The 16,726-nt window shown below is 63.3% G+C and carries 11 protein-coding genes and 1 pseudogene; 6 read left to right on the plus strand and 6 right to left on the minus strand.

Going from position 1 to position 16,726, the window contains the following annotated elements:
- Nucleotides 1–68 precede the first annotated feature (68 nt).
- Nucleotides 69–881: an exodeoxyribonuclease III gene (gene xthA / locus GCU53_RS02470; RefSeq protein WP_152386214.1), complete on the plus strand. Its 813-nt coding sequence runs from the start codon at nucleotides 69–71 to the stop codon at nucleotides 879–881.
- A gap of 133 nt (nucleotides 882–1,014) precedes the next feature.
- Entirely contained in the window at nucleotides 1,015–2,394 is a 1,380-nt protein-coding gene (locus GCU53_RS02475; protein ID WP_152386215.1) for a substrate-binding domain-containing protein, read from the plus strand.
- Between the two features lie 52 nt (nucleotides 2,395–2,446).
- Here GCU53_RS02475 and GCU53_RS02480 read toward each other — a convergent pair whose 3' ends face one another.
- Nucleotides 2,447–3,604 (minus strand): PilT/PilU family type 4a pilus ATPase, encoded by a 1,158-nt coding sequence (locus tag GCU53_RS02480; protein ID WP_208845433.1) that lies wholly within the window; start codon nucleotides 3,602–3,604, stop codon nucleotides 2,447–2,449.
- Nucleotides 3,605–3,726: 122 nt separating this feature from the next.
- On the opposite strand from GCU53_RS02480, the gene GCU53_RS02485 reads away from it, so the two are divergent.
- Both GCU53_RS02485 and GCU53_RS02490 read left to right on the plus strand, forming a co-directional pair.
- Nucleotides 3,727–4,005 carry a peptidylprolyl isomerase gene (locus GCU53_RS02485; RefSeq protein WP_152386216.1) on the plus strand — a complete coding sequence of 93 codons (279 nt, stop codon included), beginning with the start codon at nucleotides 3,727–3,729 and terminating at the stop codon, nucleotides 4,003–4,005.
- Nucleotides 4,006–4,212: 207 nt separating this feature from the next.
- On the plus strand, nucleotides 4,213–5,442 hold the full coding sequence (locus GCU53_RS02490; RefSeq protein ID WP_152386217.1) for an MFS transporter: 1,230 nt from the start codon (nucleotides 4,213–4,215) through the stop codon (nucleotides 5,440–5,442).
- Between the two features lie 21 nt (nucleotides 5,443–5,463).
- On the opposite strand, the gene GCU53_RS02495 is transcribed toward GCU53_RS02490, so the two are convergent.
- Entirely contained in the window at nucleotides 5,464–5,691 is a 228-nt protein-coding gene (locus tag GCU53_RS02495) for a hypothetical protein (protein ID WP_152386218.1), read from the minus strand.
- Between the two features lie 90 nt (nucleotides 5,692–5,781).
- Between GCU53_RS02495 and GCU53_RS02500 the strand changes: the two genes are divergently transcribed.
- Nucleotides 5,782–6,879 carry an IS630 family transposase gene (locus tag GCU53_RS02500; protein WP_152386219.1) on the plus strand — a complete coding sequence of 366 codons (1,098 nt, stop codon included), beginning with the start codon at nucleotides 5,782–5,784 and terminating at the stop codon, nucleotides 6,877–6,879.
- Nucleotides 6,880–7,040: 161 nt separating this feature from the next.
- On the opposite strand, the gene GCU53_RS02505 is transcribed toward GCU53_RS02500, so the two are convergent.
- The 4 genes from GCU53_RS02505 to GCU53_RS02520 form a co-directional block, all read right to left on the minus strand.
- Nucleotides 7,041–8,021, minus strand: a complete 981-nt coding sequence (locus GCU53_RS02505) for an IS5 family transposase (protein ID WP_152385958.1) — start codon at nucleotides 8,019–8,021, stop codon at nucleotides 7,041–7,043.
- A gap of 217 nt (nucleotides 8,022–8,238) precedes the next feature.
- Entirely contained in the window at nucleotides 8,239–9,219 is a 981-nt protein-coding gene (locus tag GCU53_RS02510; RefSeq protein WP_152385958.1) for an IS5 family transposase, read from the minus strand.
- Between the two features lie 543 nt (nucleotides 9,220–9,762).
- On the minus strand, nucleotides 9,763–10,743 hold the full coding sequence (locus GCU53_RS02515) for an IS5 family transposase (protein ID WP_152386220.1): 981 nt from the start codon (nucleotides 10,741–10,743) through the stop codon (nucleotides 9,763–9,765).
- A gap of 670 nt (nucleotides 10,744–11,413) precedes the next feature.
- Entirely contained in the window at nucleotides 11,414–13,984 is a 2,571-nt protein-coding gene (locus tag GCU53_RS02520; RefSeq protein WP_152386221.1) for a glycoside hydrolase family 32 protein, read from the minus strand.
- Between the two features lie 1,345 nt (nucleotides 13,985–15,329).
- Here GCU53_RS02520 and GCU53_RS02525 point away from each other — a divergent pair.
- Nucleotides 15,330–16,667, plus strand: a pseudogene (locus tag GCU53_RS02525) (class II 3-deoxy-7-phosphoheptulonate synthase); the annotation flags it as partial.
- Nucleotides 16,668–16,726: the final 59 nt, after the last annotated feature.

Genomic DNA, 16,726 nt, shown 5'->3' on the forward strand with positions numbered 1-16,726 from the left:
CAGGCGACTGGCCCGGCCGCGCGGCGATCGGCTAGCATGGCGCCTCCGATTCGAACCGGCAGCCCTCCATGAAGATCGTCTCCTTCAATATCAACGGCCTGCGCGCCCGCCCGCACCAGCTTTCAGCGCTCATCGACAAGCATCGACCGGACGTGATCGGCCTGCAGGAGACCAAGGTCGCCGATGAGCAATTCCCGCTCGAATCGATCCAGGCGCTGGGCTATCACGTGCACTACCACGGACAGAAGGGCCACTACGGGGTCGCACTGCTCTCCCGGCAGCCGCCGCTGGAAGTGCAGAAGGGCTTTCCCGAGGACGGCGAGGACTCCCAGAAGCGCTTCATCTGGGGCGTCTACGCCGATGCCGCCGGGCAGCCGGTCACCGTGATGAACGGCTACTTCCCGCAGGGCGAGAGCCGCGCCCATCCGCTGAAGTTTCCCGCCAAGACGCGCTTCTACGCCGACCTGCAGGCCCTGCTGGAGAGCCGCTTCGATCCCGAACAGCCCCTGGCGCTGATGGGTGACTTCAACATCGCCCCGGAGAACGGCGACATCGGCATCGGTGCGGAGAATGCCAAGCGCTGGCTGCGCACCGGCAAGTGCAGCTTCCTGCCGGAGGAGCGCGAATGGATGGCCAGGCTCAAGGAGTGGGGCCTGCAGGACAGCTTCCGCGAGCTGCACCCGGAGGTCTGCGACCGCTTCAGCTGGTTCGACTACCGCAGTCGCGGCTTCGAGGACGAGCCCCGGCGCGGCCTGCGCATCGACCTGATCCTCACCTCCCGTGCCCTGCGTCCGCGCCTGCGCGCGGCCGACGTGGACTACGAGCTGCGCGCCATGGACAAGCCCTCCGACCATGCGCCGATCTGGCTGGAGTTCGACTGACAGCCGCGGCCGTGACCGGCTTCACAGCCGGACACGGCCGCCGCCACCGCCGGTCATCTGTCACATAAGTGCAACCAAACGGACTTATTCTCGCGCCACCCTCCCACCCGAGTAGTAAGAAGGTGCCACCCCCATGTCGCGCGCCAAGCCCTTGCACGCCCGCCTTTCGGGAATTCCCGCCCGTTCCCTGCTGATCGCCCTGCTCTGCTCCAGCCTGCCGTGGAGCACAGCGGCAAGTCAGTCCGCCCCTGCCGATCAGACTCCCGTGCTGCGCATCCAGGGCTCCAACACCCTCGGCGCCGAACTCGGCCCGGCCCTGGTGGCCGGCCTGTTCGAACAGCAGGGGCTGCGCGAGGTGCGCGTCGAGGATGGCGGAGCGCCGAACGAACGCCGGGTACTGGGCCTGGATGCCCAGGGCCGGCAGGTGCTGGCGGAGATCAGCGCCCATGGATCGAGCACCGGCTTCGCCGCCCTGCTGGAAGGCCGCGCCGATCTCGCCGCCTCCTCGCGGCCGATCAAGGACAGCGAGGTCGCCGCACTGGCGGCGCTGGGCGACCTGCGCAGCCTGGCGGCCGAGCAGGTGATCGCCATCGACGGCCTGGCGGTCATCCTCCACCCGGACAACCCGCTGCGCGCCCTCAGCCTCGAGCAGTTGGCCCGGGTGTTCGCCGGCGAGGTGAAGACCTGGGAAGAACTCGGCGGACGCGGCGGCGCCATCCACCTGTATGCCCGCGACGCCCAGTCCGGCACCTTCGATACCTTCAACGAACTGGTGCTCAAGCCCCAGGGCAAGAGCCTCGCCGCCGGCGCCAGGCGCTTCGAGTCGAGTACCGAGCTGTCCGCCTCGGTCAGCCAGGACCCGGCGGGCATCGGCTTCATCGGCCTGCCCTACGTGCGCAAGGCCAAGGCCCTGGCGATCTCCGCCGGCGAGTCCCGGCCGATGCCGCCTGAGCCCGGTCTGGTCGCCACCGAGGACTATCCCCTGTCGCGCCGCCTGTTTCTCTACAACCAGCCGCAGCAGCCCAGCCCCTGGACCACGGCCCTGGTCGAATTCGCCCACAGCCCGCGCGGGCAGGAGGTGGTCGCGCAGAACGGCTTCGTCGCCCAGCAGGTACAGGCGGTGCAGGTCGATCCCCATGCCAGCATGCCGCCGAGCTACCTGCAGCTGGCCCGCGAGGCGCAGCGCCTGTCGGTGAACTTCCGTTTCCAGGAAGGCAGCGCCCTGCTCGACAACAAGGCGCTTCGCGACGTCGAGCGCGTGCTCGCCTACCTGCGCGAGCACGGCAAGCTGGAGAACTCGGTGGTGCTGGTCGGCTTCGGCGATCCCAAGCAGGACGCCGAGCGCAGCACGCTGCTGTCGAAGCTGCGGGCGATGGCGGTACGCCGCGAGCTGGCCAGGGGCGGCGCGACCTTCCGCGAGATCGTCGGGCTCGGCGACGCCCTGCCGGTGGCGGCCAACACCGGCGAGGAAGGGCGGATCAAGAACCGCAGGGTCGAGGTCTGGGTGTACTGACCGGGCGGCAGACGCAGGACGGGGCGCCCGTGCGGCGCCCGGCCTGAACGACTCAGGCCTTGCCGGCCTCCTCCGGCTCTTCCAGCATCTCCAGGCTCAGCCCCGGCCAGGCACTCTCGCTATCCGGCTTGTCGGCAGCGCCCGCCCCGCCGTCACGGTGCAGTTTCAGCTTGAGGCGCACGTTGTTCGCCGAGTCGGCGTTCTTCAGCGCCTCCTCCTCGCTGATCGCCCCCTCGTTGACCAGCTCGATCAGTGCCTGGTCGAAGGTCTGCATGCCGAGGTTGCGCGACTTGTCCATGATCTCCTTGATCTCGGACAGCTCGCTGCGCTTGATCAGATCGCGCACCGTCGGCGTGCCGAGCAGCACCTCCACCGCGGCCCGCCGCTTGCCGTCGACCGTCTTGACCAGGCGCTGGGAGACGAAGGCCTTGAGGTTGTTGCCCAGGTCGTTGAGCAGCTGCGGACGGCGCTCCTCGGGAAAGAAGTTGATGATGCGGTCCAGCGCCTGGTTGGCGTTGTTGGCGTGCAGCGTGGAGATCGCCAGGTGGCCGGTGTCGGCGAAGGCCAGAGCATGCTCCATGGTCTCGCGGTCGCGGATCTCGCCGATCAGGATCACATCCGGCGCCTGGCGCAGGGTGTTCTTCAGCGCGGCGTGGAAGCTTCTGGTGTCCACCCCGACCTCGCGCTGGTTGATGATCGACTTCTTGTGCCGGTGCACGTATTCGACCGGGTCCTCGATGGTGATGATGTGCCCGCCGCTGTTGCGGTTGCGGTAGTCGATCAGCGCCGCCAGGGAGGTCGACTTGCCCGAGCCGGTGCCGCCGACGAACAGCACCAGGCCACGCTTCTCCATCACCACGTCGAGGAGGATCTTCGGCAGCTTGAGGTCCTCGAAGCGCGGGATGTCCAGCTTGATGTTGCGCGCGACGATGGACACCTCGTTGCGCTGCTTGAAGATGTTGATGCGGAAGCGGCCGATGTTCGGCAGGGAGATCGCCAGGTTCATCTCCAGGTCGCGCTCGAATTCGATGCGCTGTTCGGCATCCATCAGTCCCTCGGCGATCTTCGCCACGGCGCCCGGCTGCAGCACCTCCTGGGAGAGCGCCTTGAGCACGCCGTTGAATTTCGCGCAGGGCGGCGCGCCGGTGGACAGGTAAAGGTCCGAACCGTCCTGGGTAGCCAGGACTCTCAGCATCGATTGAATATCCATGGAATAGATCCGCAAGGCATATGTCGTTCAGAATCAAGCGGTTGTCAAACCGACCCAAGCCACTCTAGTCAGCCCTTCCGATCTGGCACAATGCGCAGACTTCCAAGTTGAGGACTCCTTCTATGGCCAAAGCGATGGCACGTCACATTCTGCTCGCCAGCGAAGCCGAGGCGGCGCAGCTGAAGCAGCGCCTGGCCAAGGGCGAGGACTTCGCCCAGCTGGCGCGGCGCCACTCGCTCTGCCCCTCGGGCAAGCGCGGCGGCGATCTGGGCGAGGTCCGCCCGGGACAGATGGTGCGCTCGATCGATCAGGTGATTTTCAGGAAGGCCCTGCGCGAGATCCATGGCCCGGTGAAGTCCCAGTTCGGCTATCACCTGGTGCAGGTGTTCTATCGCGACTGAACGGGCGTCGGCCTCGTCATCCGGCGGCGCCCCGCTCCTCGAGCCGCATCCCGTGCGATCAGCGCACGCCTTTTCCGCAGACGACGCACCACCGGCTTCCGCTGCCGGCCTCCGAGCACGCATCATGTTCCGCGGCCACCTGAGGGTTGCGCTATTGCCAAAATAGTTGTCTGATAACATACCTCATGGAGCATCCCGGAACCCTTCATGTCCCGCATGCCAGCCACAGCATCCGTCCAGAGCAACACCCTGCAGATCCTCTCCATCGTCTGCTTCACCTTCCTCGGCTTCATGAGCATCGGCATCCCCATGGCAGTCATGCCCGGGCTGATCCATCACGAGCTGGGCTTCAGTACCCTGGTCGCCGGCCTGGTGATCGGCCTGCAGTATCTGGTCACCCTGCTGGTGCGTCCCTTTTCCTGCCGGCTGATCGACACCGCAGGCCCCAGGCAGGGTGTCCTCTACGGACTGGCCGGCTGCGCCCTGGGCGGCCTGCTGATGCTGCTGGCCACGCTCTGGCCGGCCCTGCCGCTGCTCAGCCTTCTCACCCTGGTGCTCAGCCGCCTGGTGCTGGGCATGGCCCATAGCGTGCTCGGCGCCTCCGCGATCGCCTGGGGCATCGGCCAGGTCGGCAGTGCGGGCACCGCCCGGGTGATTTCCTGGAACGGCATCGCCAGCTATGGCGCAATCGGCCTGGGCGCACCGTTCGGCGTCTGGCTGGTGGAGCGCTTCGGCCTGCCCTGGATGGGCGCCAGTGTGCTGCTGATCGCCCTGTCCGGGCTCGCCCTGGCCTGGCGCAAGACCGGCGTGCCGGTGATCGCCGGCGAGCGGCTGGGCTTCATGAACGTGCTCGGGCGGGTCAGCCCGTATGGACTGGCGATGGCCCTGGGCACCCTCGGCTACGGCACCATCGCCGCCTTCATCACCCTGTACTACGACAGCCGCGGCTGGGCCTGGGCGGAATACGCGATGACCGCCTTCGGGCTGAGCTTTATCGCCGTCCGCCTGCTGTTCGCCAAGGCGATCGACCGTCTCGGCGGCTACCGGGTGGGCATCGCCTGTCTGCTGGTCGAGGGCGGCGGCCTGCTGCTGCTCTGGGCGGCGCCCGGCCCGCTGCTGGCCATGCTCGGCGCGGGGCTGAGCGGCTTCGGTTTCTCGCTGGTGTTCCCGGCCCTCGGCGTGGAGGCGGTGAAGAGCACACCGGCCTCGAACCGCGGGGCGGCGATCGGCGCCTATTCGCTGTTCCTCGATCTGGCGCTGGGTGTCGCCGGCCCGCTGGTCGGCCTGCTCATCGGCAGCCACGGCTTCCGCTCGATCTTTCTGATCTGCGCGCTGGCCTCCTTCTGCGGGCTCGGCCTGACCCTGGCCCTGCAGTACCGGAGAACCCGCCAGCCCGTCGCAGTCGAGGTGGAGCCGGCGACGGTCGAGGTGGATTAGCCCCCTGCCGGGCGGACAGCTTCAGTGCCGGCGCTCCGGCCGCGCCAGTCCCGGCTCCTCGATGCAGGCTGAAGTGGAGCCTGGGCCGCAGGGTTCCTGGTAAGTGGCATTGCCCGGCGTCGCCGCCTCGAGGGTGCCCGGCATGACGAGGCCGGCCGCCGAAGTTGCCAGCACAAGGGCGCGCATATCGAAGATTCGGTGGCATGGAGTGCTGCGCACCGTCAGACGTGCAGGATCATAATTCTTCATCTGAAGCTTTCCCTAGTGTGGTGAATCACAACTACTCAGGATAAGTCTTGTCTGCCGCGGAGCTGGCAGAGTTTTTTCGGAGGGCATGCGATGAAAACAGGCCGCCCAGCCGTTCGGATCGAACTGACCGAACACGAGCATGCCGAACTCACCCGCCGCCGAGCCAGGCACAAGGGGCCTGCCGATATGCAGCTGCGCGCCGAGATCATTCTGTCCTGCGCTCGAGGCGAGTCCGGCTCTTCCATTGCTCGACGGCTCGGCATTACGGCGCAAACCGTTTCGAGGTGGCGCCTTCGCTTCGCCCGTTTGGGCCTGCAAGGCCTCAATGACGAGCCGCGCTCAGGCCGCCCACGCAGCATCAGTGATGAAAAGGTCCAGGAAGTGGTCGACCGGGTGCGGCAGACCCGGCCCGACGATGCCAGTCATTGGAGCTCGCGCCGGATGAGCAAGGCCACCCATATTTCACCGGCGAGCGTACAGCGTATCTGGCGAGCCTTCGGGCTCAAGCCTCACCTGGAGCACACCTTCAAGCTGTCCACCGATCCTGCCTTTGTCGACAAGGTGCAGGATATCGTAGGGCTCTACCTGAATCCGCCGGATAAAGCGCTGGTACTGTGCGTCGATGAGAAAAGCCAGATCCAGGCGCTCAATCGAACACAGCCGGGGCTGCCGCTGGAGCCTGGGTATCCGGCGACCCGTACCCATGATTATCAGCGCCATGGCACGACGTCCTTGTTTGCCGCCCTGGATGTGGCCACCGGCGAGGTGATCGGACGTCTCAAGCGCCGTCACCGCAGCGCAGAATTCCTGGAGTTTCTCAGGGCCATCGAGGAAACGGTCGAGAGCGACAAGGCCATCCACCTGATCATGGATAACTATGCCGTGCACAAGACCGACAAGGTGCGTGCCTGGCTTGTCGCACACCCGCGTTATCACGTGCATTTCACCCCGACGTCTGCGTCATGGCTGAATCTGGTGGAGCGCTTTTTCTCGATGCTCACCCAGAAGTGGATAAAGCGCCAGGCCCATACCAGCGTGAAGGATCTCGAGCAGTCCATCGAGTATTACCTGGCGACCTACAACCAGAATCCAAGGCCCTTCCGCTGGCGTAAGGGAGCAGGTGAAATCCTGGCCTCTGTCGGCAGGGCTGCTCGAGCCTTGCAAAGAAATAATGAAGCGAACTTGTGATTCACCACACTAGGGATGGTCTGAAGTAGTCATGTATTTCTGGCTGACTTCAGCCCCCCGCCGACTTTGAAAGCGGAGAATCGATCAAAAACGATCAGATCACCCGCTCGTTTCTGCGTTTTTTAGCTGCCGCGAGCACGTCGCAGCAACCGTTTCCCGCATTACAGGCGCACCTCTCCTGCATTCGCCAGTAAATATCGGCGCGCCATCCACAGATTCGACAAGGCGAACAGCGTCACCAACTGTGACGTGTTTTTGGCCAATCCCCGGAAGCGCACCTTGGTGTAGCCAAACTGGCGCTTGATCACGCGGAACGGATGTTCGACCTTGGCTCGTACCTGGGCCTTGGCCTTCTCGATCTTGCGGATCGCTTTGTATAAGGCGCTACGCTTGCCATGCTTCTTGTAGGTACTGCGCCGGGCCGCGACCTGCCAGATGACCTGCCGACCTTCATGCTCGGGGCGCTTCTCTACGCCGGTATAGCCCGCATCGGCACTCACTACGTTTTCCTCGCCATGCAGCAGTTGGTCGACTTGGGTGACATCTGCCACGTTGGCTGCCGTGACCACCACGCTGTGCACCAGACCCGACTCAGCGTCGGCACCAATGTGAGCTTTTGCGCCGAAGTAGTACTGGTTGCCCTTCTTCGTCGAGTGCATTTCCGGGTCGCGCTTGCCGTCCTTGTTCTTCGTCGAGCTCGGCGCATGGATCAGGGTGGCGTCGACAATGGTGCCCTGGCGCAGCGACAGTCCGCGCTCGCCCAGATAGCCGTTGATCACCTCCAGTATTCCCCCGGCCAGTTCGTGCTTCTCCAGCAGGCGACGGAAGTTGAGGAGGGTCGTTTCGTCCGGGATGCGCTCCAGGCTCAGGCCGGCGAACTGGCGCAGGAGAGTGGTTTCGTACAGCGCTTCCTCCATCGCCGGATCGCTGTAGCCGAACCAGTTCTGCATCAGGTGCACGCGCAGCATGGCTGCCAGCGGGTAGGCGGGCCGACCGCCTTCGCCCTTGGGATAGTAGGGCTCGATCAGGGCGATCAGCCCCTGCCACGGCACCACCTGGTCCATCTCGAGCAGGAAGCGCTCGCGGCGGGTCTGCTTGCGCTTGCCGGCATACTCGGCATCGGCGAAGGACAGTTGCTTCATCGGGAAACTCGGACAAGGGAGCGGGTGTATTTCACCAGAATCGGGAAGTCTTTTTCAGGATTTCCCTAGGGATGGTCTGAAGTAGTCATGTATTTCTGGCTGACTTCAGCCCCCCGCCGACTTTGAAAGCGGAGAATCGATCAAAAACGATCAGATCACCCGCTCGTTTCTGCGTTTTTTAGCTGCCGCGAGCACGTCGCAGCAACCGTTTCCCGCATTACAGGCGCACCTCTCCTGCATTCGCCAGTAAATATCGGCGCGCCATCCACAGATTCGACAAGGCGAACAGCGTCACCAACTGTGACGTGTTTTTGGCCAATCCCCGGAAGCGCACCTTGGTGTAGCCAAACTGGCGCTTGATCACGCGGAACGGATGTTCGACCTTGGCTCGTACCTGGGCCTTGGCCTTCTCGATCTTGCGGATCGCTTTGTATAAGGCGCTACGCTTGCCATGCTTCTTGTAGGTACTGCGCCGGGCCGCGACCTGCCAGATGACCTGCCGACCTTCATGCTCGGGGCGCTTCTCTACGCCGGTATAGCCCGCATCGGCACTCACTACGTTTTCCTCGCCATGCAGCAGTTGGTCGACTTGGGTGACATCTGCCACGTTGGCTGCCGTGACCACCACGCTGTGCACCAGACCCGACTCAGCGTCGGCACCAATGTGAGCTTTTGCGCCGAAGTAGTACTGGTTGCCCTTCTTCGTCGAGTGCATTTCCGGGTCGCGCTTGCCGTCCTTGTTCTTCGTCGAGCTCGGCGCATGGATCAGGGTGGCGTCGACAATGGTGCCCTGGCGCAGCGACAGTCCGCGCTCGCCCAGATAGCCGTTGATCACCTCCAGTATTCCCCCGGCCAGTTCGTGCTTCTCCAGCAGGCGACGGAAGTTGAGGAGGGTCGTTTCGTCCGGGATGCGCTCCAGGCTCAGGCCGGCGAACTGGCGCAGGAGAGTGGTTTCGTACAGCGCTTCCTCCATCGCCGGATCGCTGTAGCCGAACCAGTTCTGCATCAGGTGCACGCGCAGCATGGCTGCCAGCGGGTAGGCGGGCCGACCGCCTTCGCCCTTGGGATAGTAGGGCTCGATCAGGGCGATCAGCCCCTGCCACGGCACCACCTGGTCCATCTCGAGCAGGAAGCGCTCGCGGCGGGTCTGCTTGCGCTTGCCGGCATACTCGGCATCGGCGAAGGACAGTTGCTTCATCGGGAAACTCGGACAAGGGAGCGGGTGTATTTCACCAGAATCGGGAAGTCTTTTTCAGGATTTCCCTAGCTTGGATTTTTTAGCCGGCCGGGCATATGCGAACTTGCCTGTGCGCAAGCCCTTGCAACACAAGCGTAAAACATCCACTTGCCTCCGTCAGGCCTGCCGCTTGAAAAGCACTGCCACTTTGATCTTGCCCACGATCTTGGGCGAAGAAATAAAGAAAGCCATCCATGCAAGACCTCGGCAATAGACAGCGCTATCCATGGATGGTCGCACTGCCACCCAGCCAAGCCTATTGCCACTATCGTGTTATTTTTATCGATTATCGCTGGACTGCATTAAGGCAATGCCTGGAACCCGGCGACTCCATTCTCATAAAGATAGCGCTATCCCAAGGAAAGTCTGAATTAGCCCCCGTCATTTCCTGCCCGAGCGCTCGATTGCTCAAAAAACGGCAGTTCCATGCAACTCAGGCCGATACCTCTTTGCAAATCCATGTTTTGCCCTTGACGAGGCGCTTTGCCGGGATGATTCCCCGCATTACGGACGCACCTCTCCTGCCACCAGCAGATGTTTTCGCGCCATCCACAGGTTCGACAGGGCGAACAGCGTCACCAATTGCGCGGTGTTCTTCGCCAGGCCGCGAAAGCGCACCTTGACGTAGCCGAACTGCTGCTTGATCACCCGGAACGGATGCTCGACCTTGGCCCGCATCTGCGCCTTGGCTTTCTCGATCCGCCGTTTGACGCGATACAGGACACTGCGCTTGCCGTGCTTCTTGTAGGTGCTGTGGCGAGCCGCGATCTGCCAGACGACTTTCCGTCCGGCATGCTCCGGACGCTTCTCGACACCGACATAGGCCGCATTGGCACCGACCAGGTTTTCCTCGCCATGCAGCACCTTGTCGACCTGGGTGACATCCGCCACGTTGGCCGCCGTTCCCACCACGTGATGCACCAGGCCCGACTCGGCATCGACGCCGATATGCGCCTTCAGGCCGAAGAAGTAGTACTGGTTGCCCTTCTTCGTCGAGTGCATTTCCGGGTCGCGCTTGCCGTCCCGGTTCTTCGTCGAGCTCGGCGCATGGATCAGGGTGGCGCCGACGATGGTGCCCTGGCGCAGCGACAGCCCGCGCTCGCCCAGGTAGCCGTTGATCACCTCCAGCATGCCTCCGGCCAGTTCGTGCTTCTCCAGCAGGCGGCGGAAGTTGAGGATGGTCGTTTCGTCCGGGATGCGCTCCAGACCCAGGCCGGCGAACTGGCGCAAGAGAGTGGTTTCGTACAGCGCTTCCTCCATCGCCGGATCGCTGTAGCCGAACCAGTTCTGCATCAGGTGCACGCGCAGCATGGCTGCCGGCGGGTAGGCGGGCCGACCGCCTTCGCCCTTCGGATAGTGGGGCTCGATCAGGGCGATCAGCCCAGACCACGACACCACCTGGTCCATTTCGAGCAGGAAGCACTCGCGGCGGGTCTGCTTGCGCTTGCCGGCATACTCGGCGTCGGCGAAGGACAGTTGCTTCATCGGAAAACTCGGGCAAGGGAGCGGGTGTATTTCACCAGAATCGGGAAGTCTTTTTCAGGATTTCCCTAAAAAAATAAAACCTCTTTTGGCAACCTCGAAATCACCGATAAATCATTAATTTCTACCTGAATGAAACTATTCAGCCGTAGCAGCTCAATACCATTGCAACTGGCGCCAGGCCTTCCTCCACATCGCCATCAATATGGCCAGCACAGTTTTATCAGGCTGCGCGAAGCTCGCGGGGCCAGGCGAAGTTCGTTATCACTCTCGGCAAACCGAAAAATCGGGCTATAATCGATACAAGTTTGGAGCTTTCATTTATTCAGAAGTACCTGCCTACCGCGATCGAACGAAATGCATATGCGGTGATGGCCGGCGTGATGTATGTGAGCAGTCCGAAACCTCCACAGGCTCCCATCTTCATGCACGACCTGAGCTGGCTGCGCTCCCGTCATCCTTTCCTGCACCCGCCGCGCGCATGAAACCGGCAATCCAGCCACGATGGCGACAAGGCCTGATCGGGCGCCACTCCGTCCGCGTGCAGCACCGAACGGCGCTCCCCCTCAAACGGACCGAGCTTCTCCCCGGCCGCGTCCTGCCAGGGCCGCGGGCCGGTGTGTCGCCCTTTCCTTCCCGCAGGGAAGCGCTCGAGTGTGTTGCCGCCGCTGCGCTACCGCGTCCAGCTCGAACCCAGAGGCCGGACCTGCAACGAGTCGAGCATCGCGCTGCCGCCCTCGGAGAAGAGCTGCACGCCGTCGCTCGTCGCGCCCGGGAAGATCTGCTCGGTGATGACGGTCTGCCCCTGGTCACCGAAGACCTCCACCGACGACCAGTCGACGAGCACATGCAGCCGGATCTTGCCGTCCCGCGCGCTCAAGGGCGCCCGCTGAACGCCGGGGAAGTCGGTGCTGAAGCCGTCCTCGCCGGAGCGCGTCCGGTCGACGTAGATTTCGCCAGCCTCGGCGTCGTAACCGATGAGGGTTTCCTCGCCGTTGCCACTACGGACCTTCAGCCCGACCCGCTTCGCGTCGCCGGAAAGCAGGTCGGCCTTGATCTCGAACGCCTTGCCCTGCAGCGGAAGCGTGGTCGTGCCGGGCGAAATCTGCTGTTGGCTGAACGTCTGCCAATCCTCTCCCAGCAGATCAAGCTCCTGCACGGGCTGCTGAACCAGCCGGAGAACGCCATCGATGGTGCGCAAGGCAAACTCGCGCGGAACACTCATCGCGCCACGCCAGGGGCTCGTCGGCGTCAATTGGCCGTAATTCCAGTTGTTCATCCAGCCGATCACGAGGCGGCGCGCGTCGGGCACGTTATTGAAGGTGATCGCGGCGTAGAAATCCTTACCGTAATCCACCCAACTGCTGCGCTGCAGGAGCGACAGCGCGGGCTCATCCGCAAACATGAAGTGGTCGGCGAGGATGTAACCCCAGCCGCCCGTGTTCCTGTCCCTGAGCTGGATTTGGGCGGTTTGGCCGATAAGGCTCCGGACGTTCCATGCGGCCCAGTCCAGCGTGGTGCTGTTGGGTCCCGTCGTCGACCGGACCACTTCGCCATCGATGAGCAGGTTGACCGTAGTTTCCGTGGAGCGCGGCAAGGCCGGCTCGTCGGAAAACATGAAGTGGTCCGCGTTGATGTGTCCCCAGCCGCCGGTGTTGCTGTCGACGATCTCAATGCGCGCCGTCTGGCCCCTGAGTTCGGAGACGTCCCAGTGGGTCCAGTTGAGGGCCTCGCTATCCTGACCGGTGGCCGTGCGCACCACCTCGCCATCGACGACCAGATTGACCGCTGTCGGAGGATTGTTGGCAGTGCCGGGATAAGGATGAGCGCCACCACCGACTAGAAAATTGATGTAATCACTCATGATGGTGAACCCAGGCGAGACAATCGTGCCGGTTCCGTTGTCATAGTCGATGAAGGTGTTGACCAGTTGGCGCCCCTCGTAGCCGCTGACGGACTGCTGGCCTGCGAGTGTGCCGGCCGCCGGCGCGCTACCGGCGAAAGTGCCGGTGGCGCTCCAACCGCTGCCGTAACTGCTCCCCTCGAAGTCGGCGAATACCGAGCCGGCGGGTACCGCCTGGTCCGAGATCGCGGGATCGTGCGGATGCTTGCCTCCGCCGACGAGAAAGTTGAGGTAAGGGCCTTCGATGGTAAAGGGGGGCGATGTCAGGGTTCCCGTTCCCAGGTCCGCGTCATGGTAACTGTTGACCAGGCCGCCACCGAGATATCCGCTCACCTCGCCCTGCGGCGAAATCGTGCCGGAGGTCGGGCCCGAGCCGAACGCGGTACCGGTCGTGCTCCACTCACCGTAGTCGCGCTCCTCGAAGCCCTGGTAAAGCTCGCCTGTGGGCGGCGTATAGTCGCCGAGGACATTGTCGGCCCGAAAGGTCGTCCCGTCGAAGTCTCCGACGAAGTACTGCATGCCGGAGCCGCCCGCGATGCTGCCAGGGTTGAGGCTGACCAGAAGCACCCACTTGATCCGGCTGGAATCGCCGTCGACGGGAAGCGGAAAGAGGTCGGGACACTCCCAGGCCCCTCCCGTGGCGTTGGCGGGACCGAAGTCGCTCATGTGCGTCCAGTTCTTCAGATCGGGCGAGCTGTAGAGCTTGACCTTGTGCTCCAGCGCCGCGACCACGGCCATGACCCACTTCCGCTCCGCCTCGTACCAGAACACCTTCGGATCGCGGAATTCCGCCGAGCCGATGTCGAGCACGGGATTGCCACCGTATCGGCTCCAGGTACGCCCGCGGTCGGTACTGTAGGCAAGCGACTGGGCCTGCGATCCCGGCCGTGCGCTGGTGTAGATGGCCACCATCGGCGGATTGCGCCGGCTCCCGAAGCCGCTCGTGTTGTGCTTGTCGACCACCACGCTGCCGGAAAAGACCATTTCGTCGCCCAGTTCGGGAATGGCCACCGGCAAATGCTCCCAATGCATCAGATCCGGGCTGACGGCATGCCCCCAGGACATATGCCCCCAGGTATCGCCGAACGGGTTGTACTGGTAGAACAGGTGATATTCGCCGTCGTGGTAGACCAGTCCGTTCGGATCGTTCATCCAGTTCTCGGCGGGACTGAAGTGGAACTGGGGCCGGTAGGGTTCCTGATAGGTGCCATTGCTCGACGCCCCGGTGGCATCCTGCATGGCGAGGCTGGCTGCGGAAATCGCCAGCGCAAGGAGCCGTATGGTCGAGCGTCGGCAGACCAGGGCATCACGCCCTCGACTTGCATGCTTGTTATTGTTCATTTTTCAGCTTTCCCTAGCTTGGATTTTTCAGACGGCCAGGCATATACGGGCTTACCATGCACAAGCCTTTACAACAAAAGCGCGGAACGTTGAGTTATTTATTTGAATTCACCCCAGCGCGTTACAACTTCGACTCGACTGAGAACACCCCCTCCAAAACAAATCCCCAGGAACATGCCTATCCATCCGCAAGCGCGCACTCGCGACCTGCAACGCCGCACACGACTTTCAGCGGACACAAAAGTCGCTCTTTCTCTATCGTGCGAAAAACATCCGTTCCTATTCGGGCGACATCGACTCCCAACCAGGCTCCTGACTGCACGACCGGCACTGGTGTGCAACCCTGATAGTCCATCTGCTGAAATACCTGCCGCCAGCGATCTCAACAGGCCAGGCAGGCTTTTCCTGTGGCCGCCATCGGCAAATGCATCCTTGAAGCAAGGCGATGCACCTTGGCTGGCGTGTCAAATCATCATATCCATCGACACCCTGCTTGATTTTTCAAGCCGCCTCCAACAGAGCGCGAATTAAAACCCACCTGCTCCACAACTTTCCCACCATACCGAAGAAGCCTGCCGTCCCTCGTCATGCACCTGTGCCGCCCCCGAAGTGAGGCCATCGTCAATAAAACGTATGGCTTAAATCATAGAAGAAACGTTTCAGCAATGACAACTCACGGCAAGAAATTATTTCCACAAGCCAATATAAAAGTGTTTTTAAGCTGTTATGGGACAAGTTCTTATTGGCCAAATACTGGCCATGGCCGATGCAAGGACCCACACGGCAGGACGCCATGACCGATGCAATCGACCCGGCCCCACGGCCACTGATGCTTCTGCTGGCTGACACGGCCCTGATAGCCGTCAGTGCCTGCTTCTGCCCTTGCACCTCGGAGGCCTTCACCAGAGGGAGCATGCTCTGCCGTCCGCAATCGACCGAGGCCTGGCCAGCAAAGGGCCAGCGCCAGTTACACCTTCTGTCGGCCACTCGGACAGCTTGCGAAGATCGTGCATTACTTCTTCGAGGACAGCCCCCGGAAGCCTGAGCAGGCGCTCGGACACCAGACCTCGAGGGCTTTCGCAGTCTGTGCAGGCGATGCGCGGAAGTCTTGCCCGGGCGCCGAAATCGTGCGCCCGGGTGCAGGTTGCATCGGCGGCTTCGCACAGGGCAGGAAGGACTCCGGTCGCTGTCCGTACAGGCGTAAACGGTAAAAAGACTCAATGGTCAATGACAGGCTGCAGCTCCGGGCTCGCATCAACAGAACCTGCGGCGGTCATGACTGACTGCGCGACAAAGAGCAGTTACCTCCACCGAGCATGCCGTAATGCGATCAAAGGATCTGATGATGAAGCCGAACTGGAACCCCGACAGCTGGAAAACCAGGCCCATCCAGCAGCAACCCGAATACCCCGATGCCGCCCACCTCGCCCGGGTCGAGGAAACCCTGGCCGGCTATCCGCCACTGGTCTTCGCCGGCGAGGCGCGCGAGCTGCGCCGGCTGTTCGCCGAGGTCACCCAGGGACGCGCCTTTCTGCTGCAGGGCGGCGACTGTGCGGAGAGCTTCGCCGAGTTCTGCTCGAGCAAGATCGGCGATACCGTGAAAGTGCTGTTGCAGATGGCCATTATCATGACCTTCGCCGCCGGCTGTCCGGTGGTCAAGGTCGGACGCATGGCCGGCCAGTTCGCCAAGCCGCGCTCCTGCCCCAGCGAGACGGTGGACGGCGTCACCCTGCCCGCCTACCGCGGCGACATCGTCAACGGCATCGACTTCAATGAAAGAAGCCGGACCCCGGACCCGCAGCGCCTGCTACAGGCCTATCACCAGTCCACCGCCACCCTCAACCTGCTGCGCGCCTTCGCCCAGGGCGGCTTCGCCGACCTGCACCAGCTCCACCAGTGGAACCTCGACTTCATCGCCGACGCGGCCCTGTCCGAGAAGTACAGCCAACTGGCCGGTCGCATCGACGAGACCCTCGCCTTCATCCGCGCCTGCGGGCTGCGAAGTGCGCCACAACTGCACAAGACCCACTTCTTCACCGCCCACGAAGCGCTGCTGCTGAACTACGAGCAGGCCCTGACCCGCCAGGACAGCCTGACCGGCGAGTGGTACGACTGCTCGGCGCACATGCTGTGGATCGGCGACCGCACCCGCCAGCCGGACGGCGCCCACGTGGAGTTCCTGCGCGGCGTCGGCAACCCGATCGGGGTGAAGGTCGGCCCCAGCATGGACCCGGACGAGCTGCTGCGCCTGATCGACATCCTAAACCCGAACAACGACCCGGGCCGCCTCAATCTGATCGTGCGGATGGGCGCGGACCGGGTGGAAGAGCACCTGCCGGCGCTGATCCGTGCGGTGCAGCGCGAAGGCCGCCAGGTGCTGTGGAGTTCCGATCCGATGCACGGCAATACCATCAAGGCCGGCGGCTACAAGACCCGCGCCTTCGAGAGCATCCTGCATGAGGTGCGGCAGTTCTTCGCCGTGCACCGGGCCGAGGGCAGCCATGCCGGCGGCATCCACATCGAGATGACCGGGCAGAACGTCACCGAGTGCATCGGCGGCAGCCGCGCAGTCACCGAGGACAGCCTGTCCGACCGCTATCACACCCACTGCGACCCGCGCCTGAACGCCGACCAGGCTCTGGAGCTGGCCTTTCTGATCGCCGAATCGATCAAATACGTACGACCCCAGGTGCCCAGGCATACCCACAGGCGATCGAACCATGGGCATCGGCTGCTGGAGGT

This window comes from Azotobacter salinestris, from assembly GCF_009363155.1.
Taxonomy (GTDB): domain Bacteria; phylum Pseudomonadota; class Gammaproteobacteria; order Pseudomonadales; family Pseudomonadaceae; genus Azotobacter; species Azotobacter salinestris.

Bases quoted from the DNA above. Each gene is read 5' to 3' on its own strand.
- xthA (WP_152386214.1), top strand. From the start codon at position 69: ATGAAGATCGTCTCCTTCAATATCAACGGCCTGCGCGCCCGCCCGCAC.
- GCU53_RS02475 (WP_152386215.1), top strand. From the start codon at position 1,015: ATGTCGCGCGCCAAGCCCTTGCACGCCCGCCTTTCGGGAATTCCCGCC.
- GCU53_RS02480 (WP_208845433.1), bottom strand. From the start codon at position 3,604: ATGGATATTCAATCGATGCTGAGAGTCCTGGCTACCCAGGACGGTTCG.
- GCU53_RS02485 (WP_152386216.1), top strand. From the start codon at position 3,727: ATGGCCAAAGCGATGGCACGTCACATTCTGCTCGCCAGCGAAGCCGAG.
- GCU53_RS02490 (WP_152386217.1), top strand. From the start codon at position 4,213: ATGTCCCGCATGCCAGCCACAGCATCCGTCCAGAGCAACACCCTGCAG.
- GCU53_RS02495 (WP_152386218.1), bottom strand. From the start codon at position 5,691: ATGAAGAATTATGATCCTGCACGTCTGACGGTGCGCAGCACTCCATGC.
- GCU53_RS02500 (WP_152386219.1), top strand. From the start codon at position 5,782: ATGAAAACAGGCCGCCCAGCCGTTCGGATCGAACTGACCGAACACGAG.
- GCU53_RS02505 (WP_152385958.1), bottom strand. From the start codon at position 8,021: ATGAAGCAACTGTCCTTCGCCGATGCCGAGTATGCCGGCAAGCGCAAG.
- GCU53_RS02510 (WP_152385958.1), bottom strand. From the start codon at position 9,219: ATGAAGCAACTGTCCTTCGCCGATGCCGAGTATGCCGGCAAGCGCAAG.
- GCU53_RS02515 (WP_152386220.1), bottom strand. From the start codon at position 10,743: ATGAAGCAACTGTCCTTCGCCGACGCCGAGTATGCCGGCAAGCGCAAG.
- GCU53_RS02520 (WP_152386221.1), bottom strand. From the start codon at position 13,984: ATGAACAATAACAAGCATGCAAGTCGAGGGCGTGATGCCCTGGTCTGC.